This is a genomic window from Kineosporia rhizophila, from assembly GCF_021277265.1.
GTDB lineage: Bacteria > Actinomycetota > Actinomycetes > Actinomycetales > Kineosporiaceae > Kineosporia > Kineosporia rhizophila.
This window is the reverse complement of the sequence record NZ_JAJSOH010000012.1, coordinates 1-14,973: the sequence shown is the minus strand read 5'-3', so window position 1 is coordinate 14,973 and position 14,973 is coordinate 1. Positions and strand designations below refer to the sequence as shown.

Genomic DNA, 14,973 nt, shown 5'->3' with positions numbered 1-14,973 from the left:
TTCGACCTGATCACGATGGGCCGGGTCAGCGTCGACCTGTATCCCCAGCAGTCCGGCGTGCCGCTCGACGAGGTGAGCACCTTCGCCAGGTTCCTCGGCGGCAGCGCCACCAACGTCGCGGTGGCCGCGGCCCGGCTGGGCCGCCGCAGCGCCGTGGTCACCGGCGTCGGGGCCGACCCGTTCGGCCGTTTCGTACGCCGGGCCCTGCGCGGCTTCGGTGTGGACGACCGGTTCGTGCGCGAGGTGGCGCACCTGCCCACGCCGGTGGTGTTCTGCGAGATCTTCCCGCCCGACGACTTCCCGCTCTACTTCTACCGTTTCCCCAAGGCCCCCGACCTGGAGATCGGCCCGGACGAGGTGGATCTGGACCGGGTCCGCGCCGCCCGGGTGTTCTGGGTGACCGGCACCGGCCTGTCCCGCTCACCCAGCCGGGAGGCCACGCTGGCCGCGCTGCAGGCCCGCCCACCGGGCGCCATCACCGTGCTCGACCTCGACTTCCGGCGCTCGTTCTGGTCGTCGGAGGGGGCCGCGGCCCGGCAGATCGCCGCCGTCCTTCCCTACGTCACGGTGGCGGTGGGCAACCAGGAGGAGTGCCGGGTGGCGGTGGGGGAGTCGGCGCCCGAGGCCGCGGCGAAGGCCCTGCACGACGCCGGCGTCGAGCTGGCCGTGGTGAAGCAGGGCCCGGCGGGTGTGCTGGGCAGCCGCCGCTCCACCGGCGAACGCGTGGTCGTGCCCCCGCACCCGGTACAGGTGGTCAACGGCCTGGGCGCGGGCGACGCCTTCGGCGGGGCGCTCGTGCACGGCCTGCTCGACGGCAATGACCTGCGCAGCACCCTGGTCCTGGCGAACGCCGCCGGTTCCTACGTGGCCGGGCAGCTGGCCTGCGCCGACGCCATGCCCGACCTGCAGCAGCTGCAGGCGTACGCGGCGGCGAGCCGATGAGCCGCCGATCGGTCACCTCAGAGGATCTGGCCCGGATCGTGCGGGTGCGGGCCGAGGACCCCGGGCGCATCTCCCGCGCGGCCCAGGATCGGGTTCGGCCGGACGGGCTGCGCGGGCAGACCGGGCGGCTGCTGCTGATCGCGGCCGACCATCCGGCCCGGGGAAGCCTGCGGGCCGGGGCCGATCCGCTGGCGATGGGAGACCGGGCGGCGCTGCTGGACCGGATCGTGCGGGCGCTGGCCCGGCCCGGGGTCGACGGGGTGCTCGGCACCGCCGACGTGGTCGAGGAGCTGCTGCTGCTCGGTGCGCTGGAGGGCAAGGTCGTGCTGGGCTCGATGAACCGTGGTGGTCTGGCCGGCACCGTGTTCGAGATCGACGACCGGTTCACCGGCTACGACGCGGCCCGGATCGCCGCGGCCGGGCTGCAGGGCGGCAAGATGCTGCTGCGGATCGACCCGGACGACCCGGCCACCTCACCCACGCTGCAGGCGTGCGCGCAGGCGGTGCAGGAGCTCGCCGAGCGCGAACTCGTGGCCCTGGTAGAGCCGTTCGTGGCGGCCCGGGGCGGCGACGGGCGGGTGCGCAACGACCTGTCCACCGAGGCCGTGGTGCGCGCGGCCACGGTAGCCGCCGGTCTGGGGTCCACCTCGGCCTACACCTGGCTGAAACTACCCGTGGTGCAGGACATGGAGGCGGTCGCCGCGGCCACGTCCCTGCCGGTGCTGCTGCTCGGGGGTGAGGTCGCCGACGACCAGCCCGCCCAGCTCGCCGCCTGGTCCAAGGCGCTGGCCAGCGCCTCGGTGCGGGGCATGGTGGTCGGGCGCTCGCTGCTGTTCCCGCCCGACGGCGACGTGGAGGCGGCCGTGGATGCGACGGTGAGTCTGCTGTGAGCCTTTCTGACAGAGAACGTTACGTGCTGCGCGGGGGCGAGGAGCCGCTGCAGATCACGCCCGAATCGGCGGGGTGGCAGCGTTCCGGGCTACGGATCCTCGAGCTCGCCCCGGGCACGTCGGGCCGGGTGGTGTGCGGGGTTGCCGAGGTGGTCATCCTGTCCTTGGGCGGTTCGGCCACGATCACGATTGACGACGAGGTGAGTCTCGATCTCCTCGGACGTCCCGGTGTGTTCGCAGGGCCGAGCGATGTGATCTACGCCCCACGTGATTCCACGCTGACGGTGAACTCCTCTGAGGGAGGACGTTTTGCGATCTGCTCGGCGGTGTGCGAGCGGCGCCTCGCCCCGGTTCGTCTGGCCGCCGAGCAGGTTCCGGTGGAGCTGCGTGGGGCTGGGGTGGCCAGCCGGCAGGTGCACAACTTCGCGGTGCCCGGGGTGCTGGAGGCCGATCGGATCATTGCCTGTGAGGTGATCACCCCGGGCGGCAACTGGTCGTCGTGGCCGCCGCACAAGCACGACGAGGAGCGGCCGGGAGAGACGCGGCTGGAGGAGATCTACTACTACGAGATCGCCGAAGGTCCCGGTGGGGCGGCGGGTCTGGCGTATCAGCGGGTCTACGGGCCGGGGATCGACGTGCTGGCGGAGGTGCGCTCGGGGGATGCGGTGCTGATCCCGCACGGCTGGCACGGGCCCTCGATCGCGGCGCCCGGTCACGATCTCTACTACCTGAACGTGATGGCCGGTCCGGGCCCGCAGCGGGCCTGGCTGATCAGTGACGACCCCGAGCACGCCTGGGTGCGCCGGTCCTGGGCGCAGCAGCCGGTAGACCCTCGGCTACCGATCGCGGGAGGCCGGCGATGAGTGTGCGGCTGACGGTGGCGCAGGCGGCGCTGCGCTTCCTGGAGGTGCAGCAGGTCGAGCGCGACGGTGAACGTCATCCGTTCTTCACCGCCTGCTGGGGCATCTTCGGGCACGGCAATGTGGCCGGGGTCGGGCAGGCTCTGCTGGAACGGGCCCGCTCGGGCGAGCCGGGCGTCCTCAAGTATCGGCAGGGGCGCAACGAGCAGGCGATGGTGCACGCGGCCGTCGGGTACGCCCGTCACCGCGACCGGCTGGCCACGCACGTGGTCACCTCCTCGATCGGGCCGGGGGCCACCAACATGGTCACCGGGGCGGCCCTGGCCACGATCAACCGGCTGCCGGTGCTGCTGCTGCCGGGCGACACGTTCGCCACCCGGACGGCCGAGCCGGTACTGCAGCAACTGGAGAGCGACAGTCAGGGCGACATCTCCGTCAACGACGCGTTCCGCCCGGTCAGCGCCTACTTCGACCGGGTGCACCGCCCGGAGCAGCTGCCGGCGGCCCTGCTGCAGGCTCTGCGGGTGCTCACCGACCCGGCCCGCACCGGGGCCGTCACCCTGGCCCTGCCCCAGGACGTGCAGGCCGAGGCCCACGACTGGCCCGAGGAACTGTTCGCCCCGCGGGTCTGGCCGGTGCCCCGGCCGGTACCCGAGCCCTCCGCGCTCAAGCGGGCCACCGACGTCCTCAAATCTGCCCGAAAACCGTTGGTCATTGCTGGCGGTGGGGTCATCTACAGCCGGGCCGAGGCCGCCCTGCGGGCTTTCGCCGAGGCCACCGGCGTGCCGGTGGCCGAGACCCAGGCGGGCAAGGGCGCCCTGCCCTACGACCACCCGCTCTCGGTGGGGGCGGTGGGGGCCACCGGCACCACCGCGGCCAACCAGCTCGCGGCCGAGGCCGACCTGATCATCGGCGTCGGTACCCGCTACAGCGACTTCACTACCGCCTCCCGCACCGCATTCGCGTTCCCTGGAGTGCGTTTCGTCAATCTGAACGTGTCCGGGTTCGATACCGCGAAGCTCTCGGCGGTGTCGCTGGTGGCTGATGCCCGGGAAGGGCTGCTGGCTCTGAGTGCAACTGTGGGCGAATGGACGGCCGACGCGGCCTGGCCGGGCCGCGCCACTGAGCTGGCGGGCGAGTGGGATGCAGTGGTGGGCCGGGCGTACGCGCACGAAAGTGCCCCGCTGCTGAGCCAGTCCGCGGTGATCGGCGCGGTGAACGAGCTCTCCGCGCCGCACGACGTGGTGGTGTGCGCGGCCGGGTCGATGCCCGGAGACCTGCACAAGCTGTGGCGCACCCGAGACCGCAAGGGCTACCACGTCGAGTACGGCTATTCCTGCATGGGTTACGAGATCGCCGGGGGCCTGGGCGTGAAGCTGGCCGCACTCGAGGAGGCCGCTGACGGGCGGGGGCCCGACCGGGACGTGTACGTGCTGGTCGGCGACGGCAGCTATCTGATGATGTCCAGTGAACTGGTCACCGCCGTGGCCGAGGGGGTGAAGCTGATCGTGGTCCTGGTGCAGAACCACGGCTTCGCCTCGATCGGCGCCCTCTCGGAATCGGTGGGTGGGCAACGGTTCGGCACCAGCTACCGGTACCGCTCCGGGCTGAGCGGTGAACTGGACGGTGAGCGGCTGCCGGTCGATCTGGCTGCCAATGCGGCCAGTCTGGGAGCCGACGTGATCGCCGTGGCCGACCGGGCCGGGCTGCACGAGGCGCTGCGGGCCGCTCAGAAGTCTACCCGCACAACGGTGATCCACGTCGAGACCGACCCGCTGCAGCCCGGCCCGGACAGCGGTTCCTGGTGGGACGTGCCGGTGGCCGAGGTCTCGGCGCTGGAGTCCACCCGTTCCGCCCGCGAGGTGTACGAGCGCGGCCGGGCCCGGCAGCGCACCCACCTGGAGGCGCCGTGAACCCGGTACTGCGCGTCGGGGTGATCGGCGCCGGGGCGATGGGCGCCGATCACGTGCGCACGATCACCAGCAGCGTGCCGGCCGCCCGGGTCACCGCGGTCTTCGACCCGGACGCCGAGCGGGCGGCGGCTGCCGCGCAACCGGCCGGGGCCCGGGTGGCCGGGGCCGCCGACGAGCTCATCGGTGACGTGGACGCGGTGGTGATCGCCTCGCCCGACTTCACCCACGCCGGGCTGACCGTGGCCTGCCTGGGGGCGGGAAGGCCGGTGCTGTGCGAGAAGCCCCTGGCGGTGAGCGCGGCCGACGCCTGGCAGGTGGTGGAGGCCGAGCAGCGGGTGGGGCGGCGTCTGGTGCAGGTCGGGTTCATGCGCCGCTACGACCCGGGCTTCGCCGACCTGCGCCGGGCCGTCGGGGAGGGGTCGGTGGGGCAGGTGCGGCTGATCCACGCCGTGCACCGCAACGCCTCCAACGCCACCAGCACCGACGACGCGGGCCTGATCACCGGCTCGATGGTGCACGAGCTGGACATCCTTCCCTGGCTGGTGCAGTCGCCGATCGCGGCGATCCGGGTGGAGTCGCCGGTGCGCCAGGGCTTCCGTGACCCCCAGCTGGCCACGGTCTGGCTGCGCAACGGGGTGATGGCCAGCGTCGAGGTGTTCGTGAACGCCGGCTACGGGTACGACGTGCGGTGTGAGGCGGTGGGCACGCTCGGCACCCTGTCGCTGGCCGCCTCCTCGCCGGTGTCGTCGCGGATCGCGGGCATCGAGGGGCGGGTGGTGCGCAGCGACTTCGTGGCCCACTTCGCCGACGCCTACCGGGCCGAGCTGGGCGCCTGGGCGCTGGCCGCGGCCGCCGGCACCGCCACCGGGCCCAGCGCCTGGGACGGCTACGTGGCGCAGGCCGCGGCCGAGGCGGGGGTGCGCTCGCTGACCTACGGCGGTGTGGTGGAGGTGGACCCGGGGCCGCGGCCGGCGCTCTACGGCGCGTGAGGTGCTGCGGTTACTTGGTGCGGATCATGCACAGGCGCGGCCAGCGGTCCAGGCCGAGTTCGGCCTCCCGGCGGCGGATCCGGCGTAGTTCCGGGCCGGGCTCGGCGAAGTCGGTGAAGCCCAGACGCCGGTAGTAGGGGGCGTTCCAGGGCACGTCGGCGAAGGTGGTCAGGGTCAGCGCGGTGCCTGCAGCCTCTCTGGCGAGGTGCTCGATCAGGGCGGCGCCGACACCCCGGCGGGCGGCCCGCGGGTGCACCGTCACCTGCTCGATGTGCCATCGCTCGTCCACCACGTCCATCAGCAGGTAAGCCACCGCCGCGACGGAATCGGTGCCCACCGACGTCCTCAAATCTGCTGGGTGGTCCCACTCGGCCACCCACGCCCGGCCGTGCTCCTGGTAGGCCGCCAGTTCCTCCAGGCTCAGGGGCTCGTCGTCGGCGATCTGCGGCATGCCGATTGCCCGGAACGACTCCCCGGCGGCGCGTTCCACGTCGGGGAGCAGCGGCAGGTCATCGGGGCGGGCCAGACGGATGTGCATGCCGCGCAGTCTCCGGGGCGCGCGGTCCTTGTGTCCCCTGAATTTCTGTCATTCCTGGCGGGCATCCCCAGGTTGACCTGCGCTGATCAGATCCGGAAGGGTGACCGGGTGCCTTCCCTGAACTCGAAGGCGAGCAAGCCGCTCGCCGCCCTTGTCGCACTGGCGGCCGCGCTGAGCGCTGTCGCCTACGTCGTTGTCGGTAGCCAGGACGCCGGCGCCGCGCCGAAACCGGTCGCTGCTGCCGCCGCCCCTGCCGCCGCCCCTGCCGCCGCCACTGCCAAGAAGAAGATCCAGCTCCCGCCGGTCAACGGCAAGGCCGACTACCAGCTGGGCGGCGCCTACAAGCCGCCGGCCGGGGTCACCGTGCTCACCCGTGACCGTGAGGCCAAACCGGTCAAGGGTAAGTACAACATCTGCTACGTCAACGGTTTCCAGGCCCAGCCCCAGGAAGCCGGCTGGTGGAAGAAGAACCACCCCGAGCTGCTGCTGAAGGACGCGGACGGTGATTACGTGGTGGACGGCGCGTGGGACGAGCTCATCCTCGACATCTCGACCAAGAGCAAGCGCAAGAAGCTGGCCGGGATCGTGGGCAAGTGGTTCGACGGGTGCGCGGCCAAGGGCTTCCAGGCCGTCGAGCCCGACAACCTGGACTCGTACACCCGCTCGCAGGACCTGCTGACCAAGGCCCAGGCGGTGGCGTTCGGCAAGCTGCTGGCCACCCGCGCGCACAAGGCGGGCCTGGCGATCGGGCAGAAGAACACGGTCGAGCTCGGTAAGCAGGGCAAGAAGGCCGGGTTCGACTTCGCCGTGACCGAGGAGTGCGGCCGCTACGACGAGTGCGGTGCCTACACCAAGGTCTACGGCCGCCACGTCATCGTGATCGAGTACACCAAGAAGGCCTTCGCCAAGACCTGCGAGGAGTTCGGCTCCAAGCTGTCCGTGGTCCGGCGTGACCTGAACCTGGTGCCCAAGGGCCAGAAGGCGTACGTGTACAAGGCCTGCTGAGCCTGCTTCCTTCTGCCTCCTGCTGTGACGCGCTCGTCCCCCGTGGGGCGGGCGCGTCCGGCGTTTTGCTGATGAGGGTGACAGGGGCGTCCGGGTCGGCATCCGCTGGTAATGGGTCTGCAACAATGCTCGGGTTCACTGACTGGAAACAGCGGTTCCTCTCGGTGGATCAGTGGAGCGGAGAATGCGATGACCTCAGAGCCCGGGAGCCTGGCCGAGCAGTGTGAGCGCAGCGGCACGACGTTCGTCCTGGCCCTGTTCGTGGACCTGAACGGCAAGCCGTGCGCCAAGCTGGTGCCGGTCCGGTCGGTGGCCCAGCTGGAGAAGGAGGGCGTGGGCTTCGCCGGTTACGCGGTCGGGGCGATCGGCCAGCAGCCGCGCGACCCGGATCTGATCGCCGTTCCCGACCCGGCCTCGTTCACTCCGGTGCCGTTCGTGCGGGAGGGGCTGGCGATCGTCCACTGTGATCCGCACGTGAACGGCCGGCCCTGGCCCTTCGCGCCCCGGGTGATCCTGAAGTCGCTGGTCCAGCGGGCCGCCGACGCCGGGTTCGAGCCCCACGTGGGCGCCGAGGTCGAGTACTTCCTGCTGCGCAGAGACGCATCCGGGCTGGTGCCGGCCGACCCGCACGACACCGCGGCGCAGCCCTGCTACGACGCGCGGGGCGTGACCCGGATGTACGAGCACCTGACCACGATCAGCGCCGCGATGAACGCGCTGGGCTGGGGCAACTACGCCAACGACCACGAGGACGGCAACGGCCAGTTCGAGCAGAACTTCGACTACGCCGATGCGCTGACCACGGCCGACCGGGTGATCACCCTGCGGTACCTGCTGTCGGTGCTGGCGGCCGAGAAGGGCATGATCGCCACGTTCATGCCCAAGCCCTTCGCCGACAAGACCGGCACCGGGCTGCACCTGCATCTCTCGCTGACCAGCGGGGGCAGCACGGTCTTCCCGGCGGGTGAGGGCGTGGACGACGCGAACGGGCTGGGTCTCTCACCCACCGCGTACGCGTTCGTGGCCGGCATCCTGGAGCATGCCTGCGCACTGCAGGCGGTGATCGCGCCGACGGTCAACTCCTACAAGCGCACGCGGGCCACCGCCACCGCGTCCGGAGCTTCGTGGGCCCCCAGCCGTCCTACGTACGGCGGCAATGACCGCACCCACTACGTGCGCGTGCCGGACGAGCAGCGCATCGAACTGCGGGGTGCGGACGGGTCGGCCAACCCCTATCTCGCCGTGGCCGCTGCCCTCGCGGCCGGGCTGGACGGGATCAAGCGCAACCTCACGCTCGGCGCCGTAGGCACAGGGCCCGACTCGGCGGCGCTACCGCTGACGCTGCTGCACGCGGTGGACGAGTTCCGCGCCGATCCGGTGATCACCGGTGCGCTGGACAGCGTGGGTGAGGGGGTGGCCGAGTACTTCGCCGAACTGAAGACCAGCGAGTTCTTCGAATGGCACTCCGCGGTGGGTGCGTGGGAGCACGAGCGTTACCTGACGGCGTTCTGAAAGTGGTTGCAAGGAGGTTGATCTGATGTGCGGAATCGTAGGTCTTCACCTGCGGGACGAAACGCTCTACCCCCGGCTCGGGGAGCTGCTCACCGGCATGCTCTGCGAGATGGAAGACAGGGGGCAGGATTCGGCGGGGGTAGCGGTCTACGGCGACCCGGTCTGGTCACCTGAGGGGCACAGTTGCGTTTCCCTGCTGTCTGAGGACGAGTCAGGGCTGGCTGAGGCGGTCACGGCGCGGCTCGGATCTGTGGTCCCGTTGGTCTCGGTCGAGCGGTTGGGTGACACCACGCTGCTGACGGCACCGGTCGCCTCGGAGGAGCTCCTGGCGGCAGTGCGGGCGGTGCGCCCGGACGCTCTGGTCGCGGGGTTCGGTTCCGATCTGACCGTGCTGAAGGGGGTGGGGCACCCGCGTGCGCTCGCGGCCACCTGGCAGCTGGAGAAGGCTCAGGGCTGGCAGGGCGTGGGGCACACCCGGATGGCCACCGAGTCGGCCGTCACCCCCTCCGGCGCCCACCCCTACGCGGTCGGCCCGGAACAGTGCCTGGTGCACAACGGCTCGTTCTCCAACCACGCCACGATCCGCCGTGAGCTGCGGGCCGCCGGGGTGCGTTTCGACAGCGAGAACGACACCGAGGTGGGCGCCCGGTTCGTGGCCCACCAGCTGGAGCAGGGCCGTGACGTGCAGAGCGCGCTGAAGGAGCTGTGTGCCACCTTCGACGGCTTCTACACGCTGCTGGTCTCCAACTCCGACAGCTTCGCGGTGGTGCGCGACGCCATCGCCTGCAAGCCCGCGGTGATCGCCGAGACCGAGGCCTGGGTGGCGATGGCCAGCGAGTACCGGGCCCTGTCGGGTCTGCCGGGGGTCGCCGACGCCCGGATCTGGGAGCCCGAGCCCGAGGTGGTGTACGCGTGGACCCGCTGACCTTCGACCTGGCCCGCACGCCACTGCGGGAGGTCAACGCCGCGCTGCACACGCCCGGCCTGTCCGGCGATTTTCTCGTGGAAAATCCGGCCGGGGCACACAACCTGGCCGTGGGTCTGACGTGTTCAGTGAATGTGACGATCCGAGGGCACGTGGGCTACTACGCCGCCGGCATGAACCAGCGGGCGAGCGTGGTCATCGAGGGCAACGCCGGCACCGGCGTGGCCGAGAACATGATGAGCGGCACGGTGGTGGTCAGGGGCAACGCCTCGCAGTCGGCCGGAGCCACCGCGCACGGCGGCCTGCTGGTCGTGGAGGGCGATGCGGCCGCGCGCTGCGGCATCTCGATGAAGGGGGCCGACATCGTGGTGGGCGGCAACGTGGGGCACGGCAGCGCATTCATGGCCCAGGCGGGGCGGCTGGTGGTCCGGGGGGACGCGGGAGACGGCCTGGGCGACTCGATCTACGAGGCCCGCCTGTACGTGCGGGGTTCCGTGGCCTCGCTGGGGGCCGACTGCGTGGCCAAGGAGATGCGGGCCGAGCACGTCGAAGAGCTCGCGGGGCTGCTGAAGGCGGCCGGGTTCGAGGGGGACGACCCGGCCGGCTACACCCGCTACGGCTCCGCCCGCGGGCTGTACCACTTCCAGGCCGCCAACTCGGCCAGTTACTGAGAAGGGCTCTCCGTAATGACTTTCAGCAACGACGACCGGGCCCGGCTGGGGCTGCGCGAGTCCGCCACGTTCGACCGGGCCACCATCGCCGGCATCCAGCGGGCGGCCGAGACCGGGGTGTACGACATCCGCGGCTGGGGGGCCAAACGGGCCCTGCCGCACTTCGACGACCTGCTCTTCCTGGGCGCCAGCATGTCCCGCTACCCGCTGGAGGGCTACCGCGAGCGCTGCGGCACCGACGTGGTGCTCGGCGGGCGCAACGCCAAGTACCCGCTGCACCTGGACATCCCGGTGACCATCGCGGGCATGTCGTTCGGGGCGCTGTCCGGGCGGGCCAAGGAGGCGCTGGGGCGGGGGGCCTCCGAGGTCGGCACCTCCACCACCACCGGTGACGGCGGGATGACGCCGGAGGAGCGGGGCCAGTCGAAACACCTGGTCTACCAGTACCTGCCCAGCCGCTACGGGATGAATCCCGACGACCTGCGCAAGGCCGACGCGATCGAGATCGTGCTCGGGCAGGGGGCCAAGCCCGGCGGGGGCGGCATGCTGCTGGGGCAGAAGATCTCCGAGCGGGTGGCCGGTATGCGCACCCTGCCGCAGGGCATCGACCAGCGCAGCGCCAGCCGGCACCCGGACTGGACCGGGCCCGACGACCTGACCATCAAGATCCTCGAGCTGCGGGAGATCACCGACTGGGAGAAACCGGTCTACGTCAAGGTCGGTGCCAGTCGCACCTACTACGACGTGAAGCTGGCGGTGCACGCGGGCGCCGACGTGGTGGTGGTGGACGGCATGCAGGGTGGCACCGCCGCCACGCAGGACGTGTTCATCGAGCACGTGGGCATCCCCACGTTGGCCGCCGTTCCGCAGGCGGTGCAGGCGCTGCAGGAGCTGGGGGTGCACCGCAGAGCTGATGGGGTGCAGCTGATCGTCTCGGGCGGCATCCGCACCGGCGCCGACGTGGCCAAGGCCCTGGCGCTGGGGGCCGACGCGGTGGCGATCGGCACGGCCGCGCTGGTGGCCCTGGGCGACAATCACCCGCGCTGGGCCGCCGAGTACGAGAAGCTCGGCAGTGCGGCCGGTTTCTACGACGACTACCAGGACGGGCGCGACCCGGCCGGGATCAGCACGCAGGACCCGCAGCTGGAGCAGCGGCTCGACCCGGTGGAGGGCGGCCGGCGGCTGGCCAACTACCTGCGGGTGCTGACCCTGGAGGCGCAGACCATCGCCCGGGCCTGCGGCAAGGCGCACGTGCGGCACCTGGAACCCGAAGACCTGGTGGCGGTCACCATCGAGGCCGCGGCGATGGCGCGGGTTCCGCTGGCCGGTACGGAATGGATCCCGGGGCGCGCGTTCTGAGCGTTTTGGTCCGGGCCGGCGCCGGTGGTGGCGCCCTGAGGGTGGGCGGGCCGGCGTCGTGGGAGGGTGGCTGTCGTGTCTGATGTACCGCTGACCCGCACCGGGCTGCCCTCTGCTGAGCCGGCGCCTGCTGCGCTGATCCGTAACGAGTCCGGGATCGCCCGTGACCGGGATCCTTCGGAGCCGCCGGAGGAGCTGGAGCTGGAGGCCGCGATCGCCCGCAACGTGCGCCGGCTGCGGCAGCAGATGGGGCTGACGGTGGCCGACATGGCGGTGCGGGTGGGCATCTCGAAAGCGATGATGTCGAAGATCGAGAACGCCCAGACCTCGTGCAGCCTGAGCACCCTGGCCATGCTGGCCCGGGGGCTGGACGTGCCGGTGACCTCGCTGCTGCGCGGGGCCGAGACCGAGCGCCCGGCCTCGTACGTGCAGGCCGGGCAGGGCACCCCGATCGTGCGGCACGGCTCACGGGCCGGGCACGAGTACCACCAGCTGGGGGCGCTACGGGGCGAGCACAAGCGGCTGGAGTGTCTGCACGTGACGCTGACCAGCAAGAGCCAGGAGTACCCGCTGTTCCAGCACCCGGGCACCGAGTTCCTGTACATGCTCGAGGGCGAGATGGACTACGCGCACAGCCGGGCGGTCTACCGGCTGCGCCCGGGCGACTCGCTGGTCATCGACGGTGAGGGGGCACACGGGCCGGTCGATCTGGTCGAGGTGCCGATCCGGTTCCTGTCGGTCATCGCGTTTCCCGACGCCTCGGTCTGACCCTCGCCTGCTCACCGGTGCGGCGGTGCGGCGGTGCGGGACTGGGGCGGCTGGGCTGCGGTCGGTTGGGCACTGCGGTCGGTTGGGCACTGCGGTCGACTTGTCGGCCTTCGGTACGGTTGCCCGCATGTCCGCCCCCACCGGCCCGCGTCCGCTGGAGTACGAGCGTGTGGCCGGGGAACTGCGCCGGATGATCGTGGACGGGCACCTGCGGCCCGGCGACCGGCTGCCCGCCGAGGGGGAGCTGACTGCACGGATGGGGGTCAGCCGGGGAACTCTGCGCGAGGCCCTGCGGGTGCTCTCCGCCCAGAAGCTGCTGACCTCGGCGCGGGGCGTGAACGGCGGCACCTTCGTGGCCGAACCCTCGCCCGACGACGTGGTCGGCCACCTGGAGACCTCGCTGACCCTGCTCTCACGGGGCCGGGTCAGCGCCGGGCACCTGCTGGAGATGCGCTCGCAGCTGGAGGTTCCCGCGGCCGAACTGGCCGCGCGGCGGCGCACCGAGGACGACCTGCAGCAGTTGCAGCTCAGCGTCACCGGCCTGGCCGAGGCGAAGGACCCGCAGCGCCTGCACATGAACAGCAGCTTCCACCTGTTGCTGCTGCGGGCCTCGGGCAATCCGCTGCTGGAGATGATGGCCCGGCCGGTCTTCACCGTGCTGCGTGAGCGTTTCCACCGCGACGAGCCGGGCCCGGACTTCTGGGGCCGGGTGGCCTGCGAGCACGAGGAGATCCTGCAGCAGGTGCGCGAGGGCAACAGCCGGGGTGCCCGCCGGGCGATGCGTTCGCACCTGAGCGGACTGCGCGAGACGTACATCCGGATCGACGTGAACCGGCTGGGTGACTGACGGGTGCTGAGTCGCCGGTCGAGGCCGGGCCAGTATTGTTGAGAAAGCAACCAAACGCCCGCCGGTGACCTGGGGGGCCGTCGGTGGCCACCGGCGTCCTCAAGGTCGTTGTCCGGCCCGTTCTCGAACAGGGAGTCCTGGAGTGACCGACTTTTCCCCCGTCCACGCCGAGCTCGTCGACCGCGTGCCGCTGGGACCGGACTCGCGGATCGAGGAGGAGGTGGTCAACTACGACCACGACGGCGCGCCGCTCGAGGGGTTCCTCGTGCACGACGCCGCCGTCCCCGGCCCGAAGCCCACGATCGTCCTCGTGCACGACTGGCACGGCCTCGGCGACTACCCCAAGGCCCGCGCCCACATGCTGGCCCGGCTCGGCTACCTGGTGTTCTGCGCCGACGTGTACGGCAAGGGCCGCCGGTTCGAGAAGCAGGAGGACTGCGAGGCCGAGGCGGGCAAGTACTACGGGGACCTGCCGCTGCTGCGCGCCCGGGTGGGCGCGGCGTACGACTGGGTGGTGCTGGACCCCCGCACCGACAACGCCCGTATCGCGGTGATCGGTTACTGCTTCGGGGGTAGCGCTGCTCTGGAGTTCGCCCGTACGGGAGCCCCGCTCGCGGCCACGGTCTCGTTCCACGGTGGGCTCATCTCGCACGAGCCGGCCGACGTCGACAAGATCACCGGCCCGTTGCTGATCCTGACCGGCGGTGCTGACCCGGTGGTGCCCGACGAGGCGGTGGTGAAGTTCCAGGAGGAGATGCGTACCCGCGAGGACCTGGACTGGACCATCACCACGTATGCCGGTGCGCCGCACGCCTTCACGCTGCCGGGGCTGCCGGTGTACCGGGAGAAGGCGGACCGGCGTAGCTGGCGGGCGATGCTCGACCTGTTCGGTGAGACGCTTGGCGGGTGATCTCAGCCCGCTTCCACGAGCTCGACGGCCGTAGCGCCTACCAGGTGCTGGGTGTGTTCGAGACGGCTGGGCCGGAGGAGGTCAACAAGGCCTACCGCCGGCGCATGCGCGAACTGCATCCGGACCTGGGCGGTGGCCAGGGCGACCCGCAGGAGGCGCAGCACGTCTCCATCGCCCATCGCTGGCTCACCCGCCATCGCAGCGAGTACGAGCGGTTCGTGTTCGACCGGCGCCGGGACGATCCGCAGTGGGGTCGGGTCCTGGCGCCGGTCGTGCCCGATTCTCCGCCCCGTACTTCTCCGGGGACGGGGTCGTTCCGGACGGTTGCCCAGGAACGGATGGCCGAGCGGGCGGCGGAGTGGGCTGAACGGCAGCAGCGGGACGGCCGGGGTAGCCGGGCTGGTTGGCGGGCGCCGCGGGTTGCGGCTCCGTGGGGTGAAACCGCCGAACCTACAGACGATCGGCGCGGCGACAGTGCGCGTTGGGCTGGGGGTCAGGCGCGTCAGCAGTGGGAGCGTGACGGTGAGGGGCGTCGCGACTGGGCGTCGGGGCCGCCTACTGCGGAACAGACTCTCCTGGAGGTCAGCCGAGCTGAGGTAGCGCGGCGGCGAGAACAGCGATTGCAGGCCGATGCCGCGCGGCGGGCTACTTCGGCGGCCGGCTCGGCGGGCTCGGAAGAGGTCTCTTCGCCTCCTGGGGCCGCGTCTGGATCAGCTGCTGCGCCTCCGGCGTCTGCATCTGCGGGCGATGGGGGTGGGGCTTCTTCGGCAGGCGGCGCCCGGGCGACCTTTGCTTCGGGCAGCGCGGCGGGGGCTTCTGCTTCGGGCAGCGCGGCGGGGGCCTC

15 protein-coding genes are annotated in these 14,973 nt (G+C 71.5%); 14 read left to right on the top strand and 1 reads right to left on the bottom strand.

All coding sequences use genetic code 11. The annotated features are described in order from the left end of the window. The first annotated feature begins 15 nt into the window (after positions 1-15). From iolC to LWF15_RS18385, 5 genes are read left to right on the top strand one after another with little or no spacing between them, the layout of a single operon-like run. Positions 16-942: a 5-dehydro-2-deoxygluconokinase gene (iolC, locus tag LWF15_RS18405; RefSeq protein WP_352396582.1), complete on the top strand. Its 927-nt coding sequence runs from the start codon at positions 16-18 to the stop codon at positions 940-942. Then, positions 939-1,832: a Cgl0159 family (beta/alpha)8-fold protein gene (locus tag LWF15_RS18400; RefSeq protein WP_232812079.1), complete on the top strand. Its 894-nt coding sequence runs from the start codon at positions 939-941 to the stop codon at positions 1,830-1,832. The genes iolC and LWF15_RS18400 overlap by 4 nt, the downstream gene beginning before the upstream one ends. Further along, positions 1,829-2,695 (top strand): 5-deoxy-glucuronate isomerase, encoded by an 867-nt coding sequence (gene iolB / locus LWF15_RS18395; RefSeq protein WP_232812078.1) that lies wholly within the window; start codon positions 1,829-1,831, stop codon positions 2,693-2,695. Before LWF15_RS18400 ends, iolB begins: the two co-directional genes overlap by 4 nt. Continuing rightward, on the top strand, positions 2,692-4,605 hold the full coding sequence (gene iolD / locus LWF15_RS18390) for a 3D-(3,5/4)-trihydroxycyclohexane-1,2-dione acylhydrolase (decyclizing) (protein WP_232812077.1): 1,914 nt from the start codon (positions 2,692-2,694) through the stop codon (positions 4,603-4,605). The genes iolB and iolD overlap by 4 nt, the downstream gene beginning before the upstream one ends. After that, positions 4,602-5,594 carry a Gfo/Idh/MocA family protein gene (locus LWF15_RS18385; protein ID WP_232812076.1) on the top strand — a complete coding sequence of 331 codons (993 nt, stop codon included), beginning with the start codon at positions 4,602-4,604 and terminating at the stop codon, positions 5,592-5,594. The genes iolD and LWF15_RS18385 overlap by 4 nt, the downstream gene beginning before the upstream one ends. Before the next feature lie 10 nt (positions 5,595-5,604). Here LWF15_RS18385 and LWF15_RS18380 read toward each other — a convergent pair whose 3' ends face one another. After that, entirely contained in the window at positions 5,605-6,132 is a 528-nt protein-coding gene (locus LWF15_RS18380) for a GNAT family N-acetyltransferase (protein ID WP_232812075.1), read from the bottom strand. A 117-nt stretch (positions 6,133-6,249) separates the two neighbouring features. Between LWF15_RS18380 and LWF15_RS18375 the strand changes: the two genes are divergently transcribed. From LWF15_RS18375 to LWF15_RS18335, 9 genes are all read left to right on the top strand, one after another. After that, on the top strand, positions 6,250-7,137 hold the full coding sequence (locus tag LWF15_RS18375) for an endo alpha-1,4 polygalactosaminidase (RefSeq protein ID WP_269810428.1): 888 nt from the start codon (positions 6,250-6,252) through the stop codon (positions 7,135-7,137). Between the two features lie 189 nt (positions 7,138-7,326). Continuing rightward, positions 7,327-8,649: a type III glutamate--ammonia ligase gene (gene glnT / locus LWF15_RS18370; protein ID WP_232812073.1), complete on the top strand. Its 1,323-nt coding sequence runs from the start codon at positions 7,327-7,329 to the stop codon at positions 8,647-8,649. A gap of 25 nt (positions 8,650-8,674) precedes the next feature. Continuing rightward, the gene (locus LWF15_RS18365; RefSeq protein WP_232812072.1) at positions 8,675-9,574 is read left to right on the top strand and encodes a class II glutamine amidotransferase domain-containing protein; all 900 of its coding nucleotides are present in this window, start codon (positions 8,675-8,677) and stop codon (positions 9,572-9,574) included. After that, a complete protein-coding gene (locus LWF15_RS18360; protein WP_232812071.1) occupies positions 9,562-10,245 on the top strand; it encodes a hypothetical protein in 684 nt (227 codons plus the stop codon). The genes LWF15_RS18365 and LWF15_RS18360 overlap by 13 nt, the downstream gene beginning before the upstream one ends. A 15-nt stretch (positions 10,246-10,260) precedes the next feature. After that, on the top strand, positions 10,261-11,604 hold the full coding sequence (locus tag LWF15_RS18355; RefSeq protein ID WP_232812070.1) for an FMN-binding glutamate synthase family protein: 1,344 nt from the start codon (positions 10,261-10,263) through the stop codon (positions 11,602-11,604). A 75-nt stretch (positions 11,605-11,679) separates the two neighbouring features. Beyond that, the gene (locus LWF15_RS18350) at positions 11,680-12,372 is read left to right on the top strand and encodes a helix-turn-helix domain-containing protein (RefSeq protein ID WP_232812069.1); all 693 of its coding nucleotides are present in this window, start codon (positions 11,680-11,682) and stop codon (positions 12,370-12,372) included. 127 nt (positions 12,373-12,499) lie between these two features. Then, a complete protein-coding gene (locus LWF15_RS18345; RefSeq protein ID WP_232812068.1) occupies positions 12,500-13,219 on the top strand; it encodes a FadR/GntR family transcriptional regulator in 720 nt (239 codons plus the stop codon). Positions 13,220-13,361: 142 nt separating this feature from the next. After that, positions 13,362-14,129, top strand: a complete 768-nt coding sequence (locus LWF15_RS18340) for a dienelactone hydrolase family protein (RefSeq protein ID WP_232812067.1) — start codon at positions 13,362-13,364, stop codon at positions 14,127-14,129. Continuing rightward, a partial coding sequence (locus LWF15_RS18335; RefSeq protein ID WP_232812066.1) for a J domain-containing protein occupies positions 14,126-14,973 on the top strand: 848 nt, incomplete at its 3' end. The genes LWF15_RS18340 and LWF15_RS18335, both read left to right, overlap by 4 nt.

Bases quoted from the DNA above. Each gene is read 5' to 3' on its own strand.
- LWF15_RS18365 (WP_232812072.1), top strand. From the start codon at position 8,675: ATGTGCGGAATCGTAGGTCTTCACCTGCGGGACGAAACGCTCTACCCC.
- LWF15_RS18400 (WP_232812079.1), top strand. From the start codon at position 939: ATGAGCCGCCGATCGGTCACCTCAGAGGATCTGGCCCGGATCGTGCGG.
- glnT (WP_232812073.1), top strand. From the start codon at position 7,327: ATGACCTCAGAGCCCGGGAGCCTGGCCGAGCAGTGTGAGCGCAGCGGC.
- iolD (WP_232812077.1), top strand. From the start codon at position 2,692: ATGAGTGTGCGGCTGACGGTGGCGCAGGCGGCGCTGCGCTTCCTGGAG.
- iolC (WP_352396582.1), top strand. From the start codon at position 16: ATGGGCCGGGTCAGCGTCGACCTGTATCCCCAGCAGTCCGGCGTGCCG.
- LWF15_RS18380 (WP_232812075.1), bottom strand. From the start codon at position 6,132: ATGCACATCCGTCTGGCCCGCCCCGATGACCTGCCGCTGCTCCCCGAC.
- LWF15_RS18345 (WP_232812068.1), top strand. From the start codon at position 12,500: ATGTCCGCCCCCACCGGCCCGCGTCCGCTGGAGTACGAGCGTGTGGCC.
- LWF15_RS18355 (WP_232812070.1), top strand. From the start codon at position 10,261: ATGACTTTCAGCAACGACGACCGGGCCCGGCTGGGGCTGCGCGAGTCC.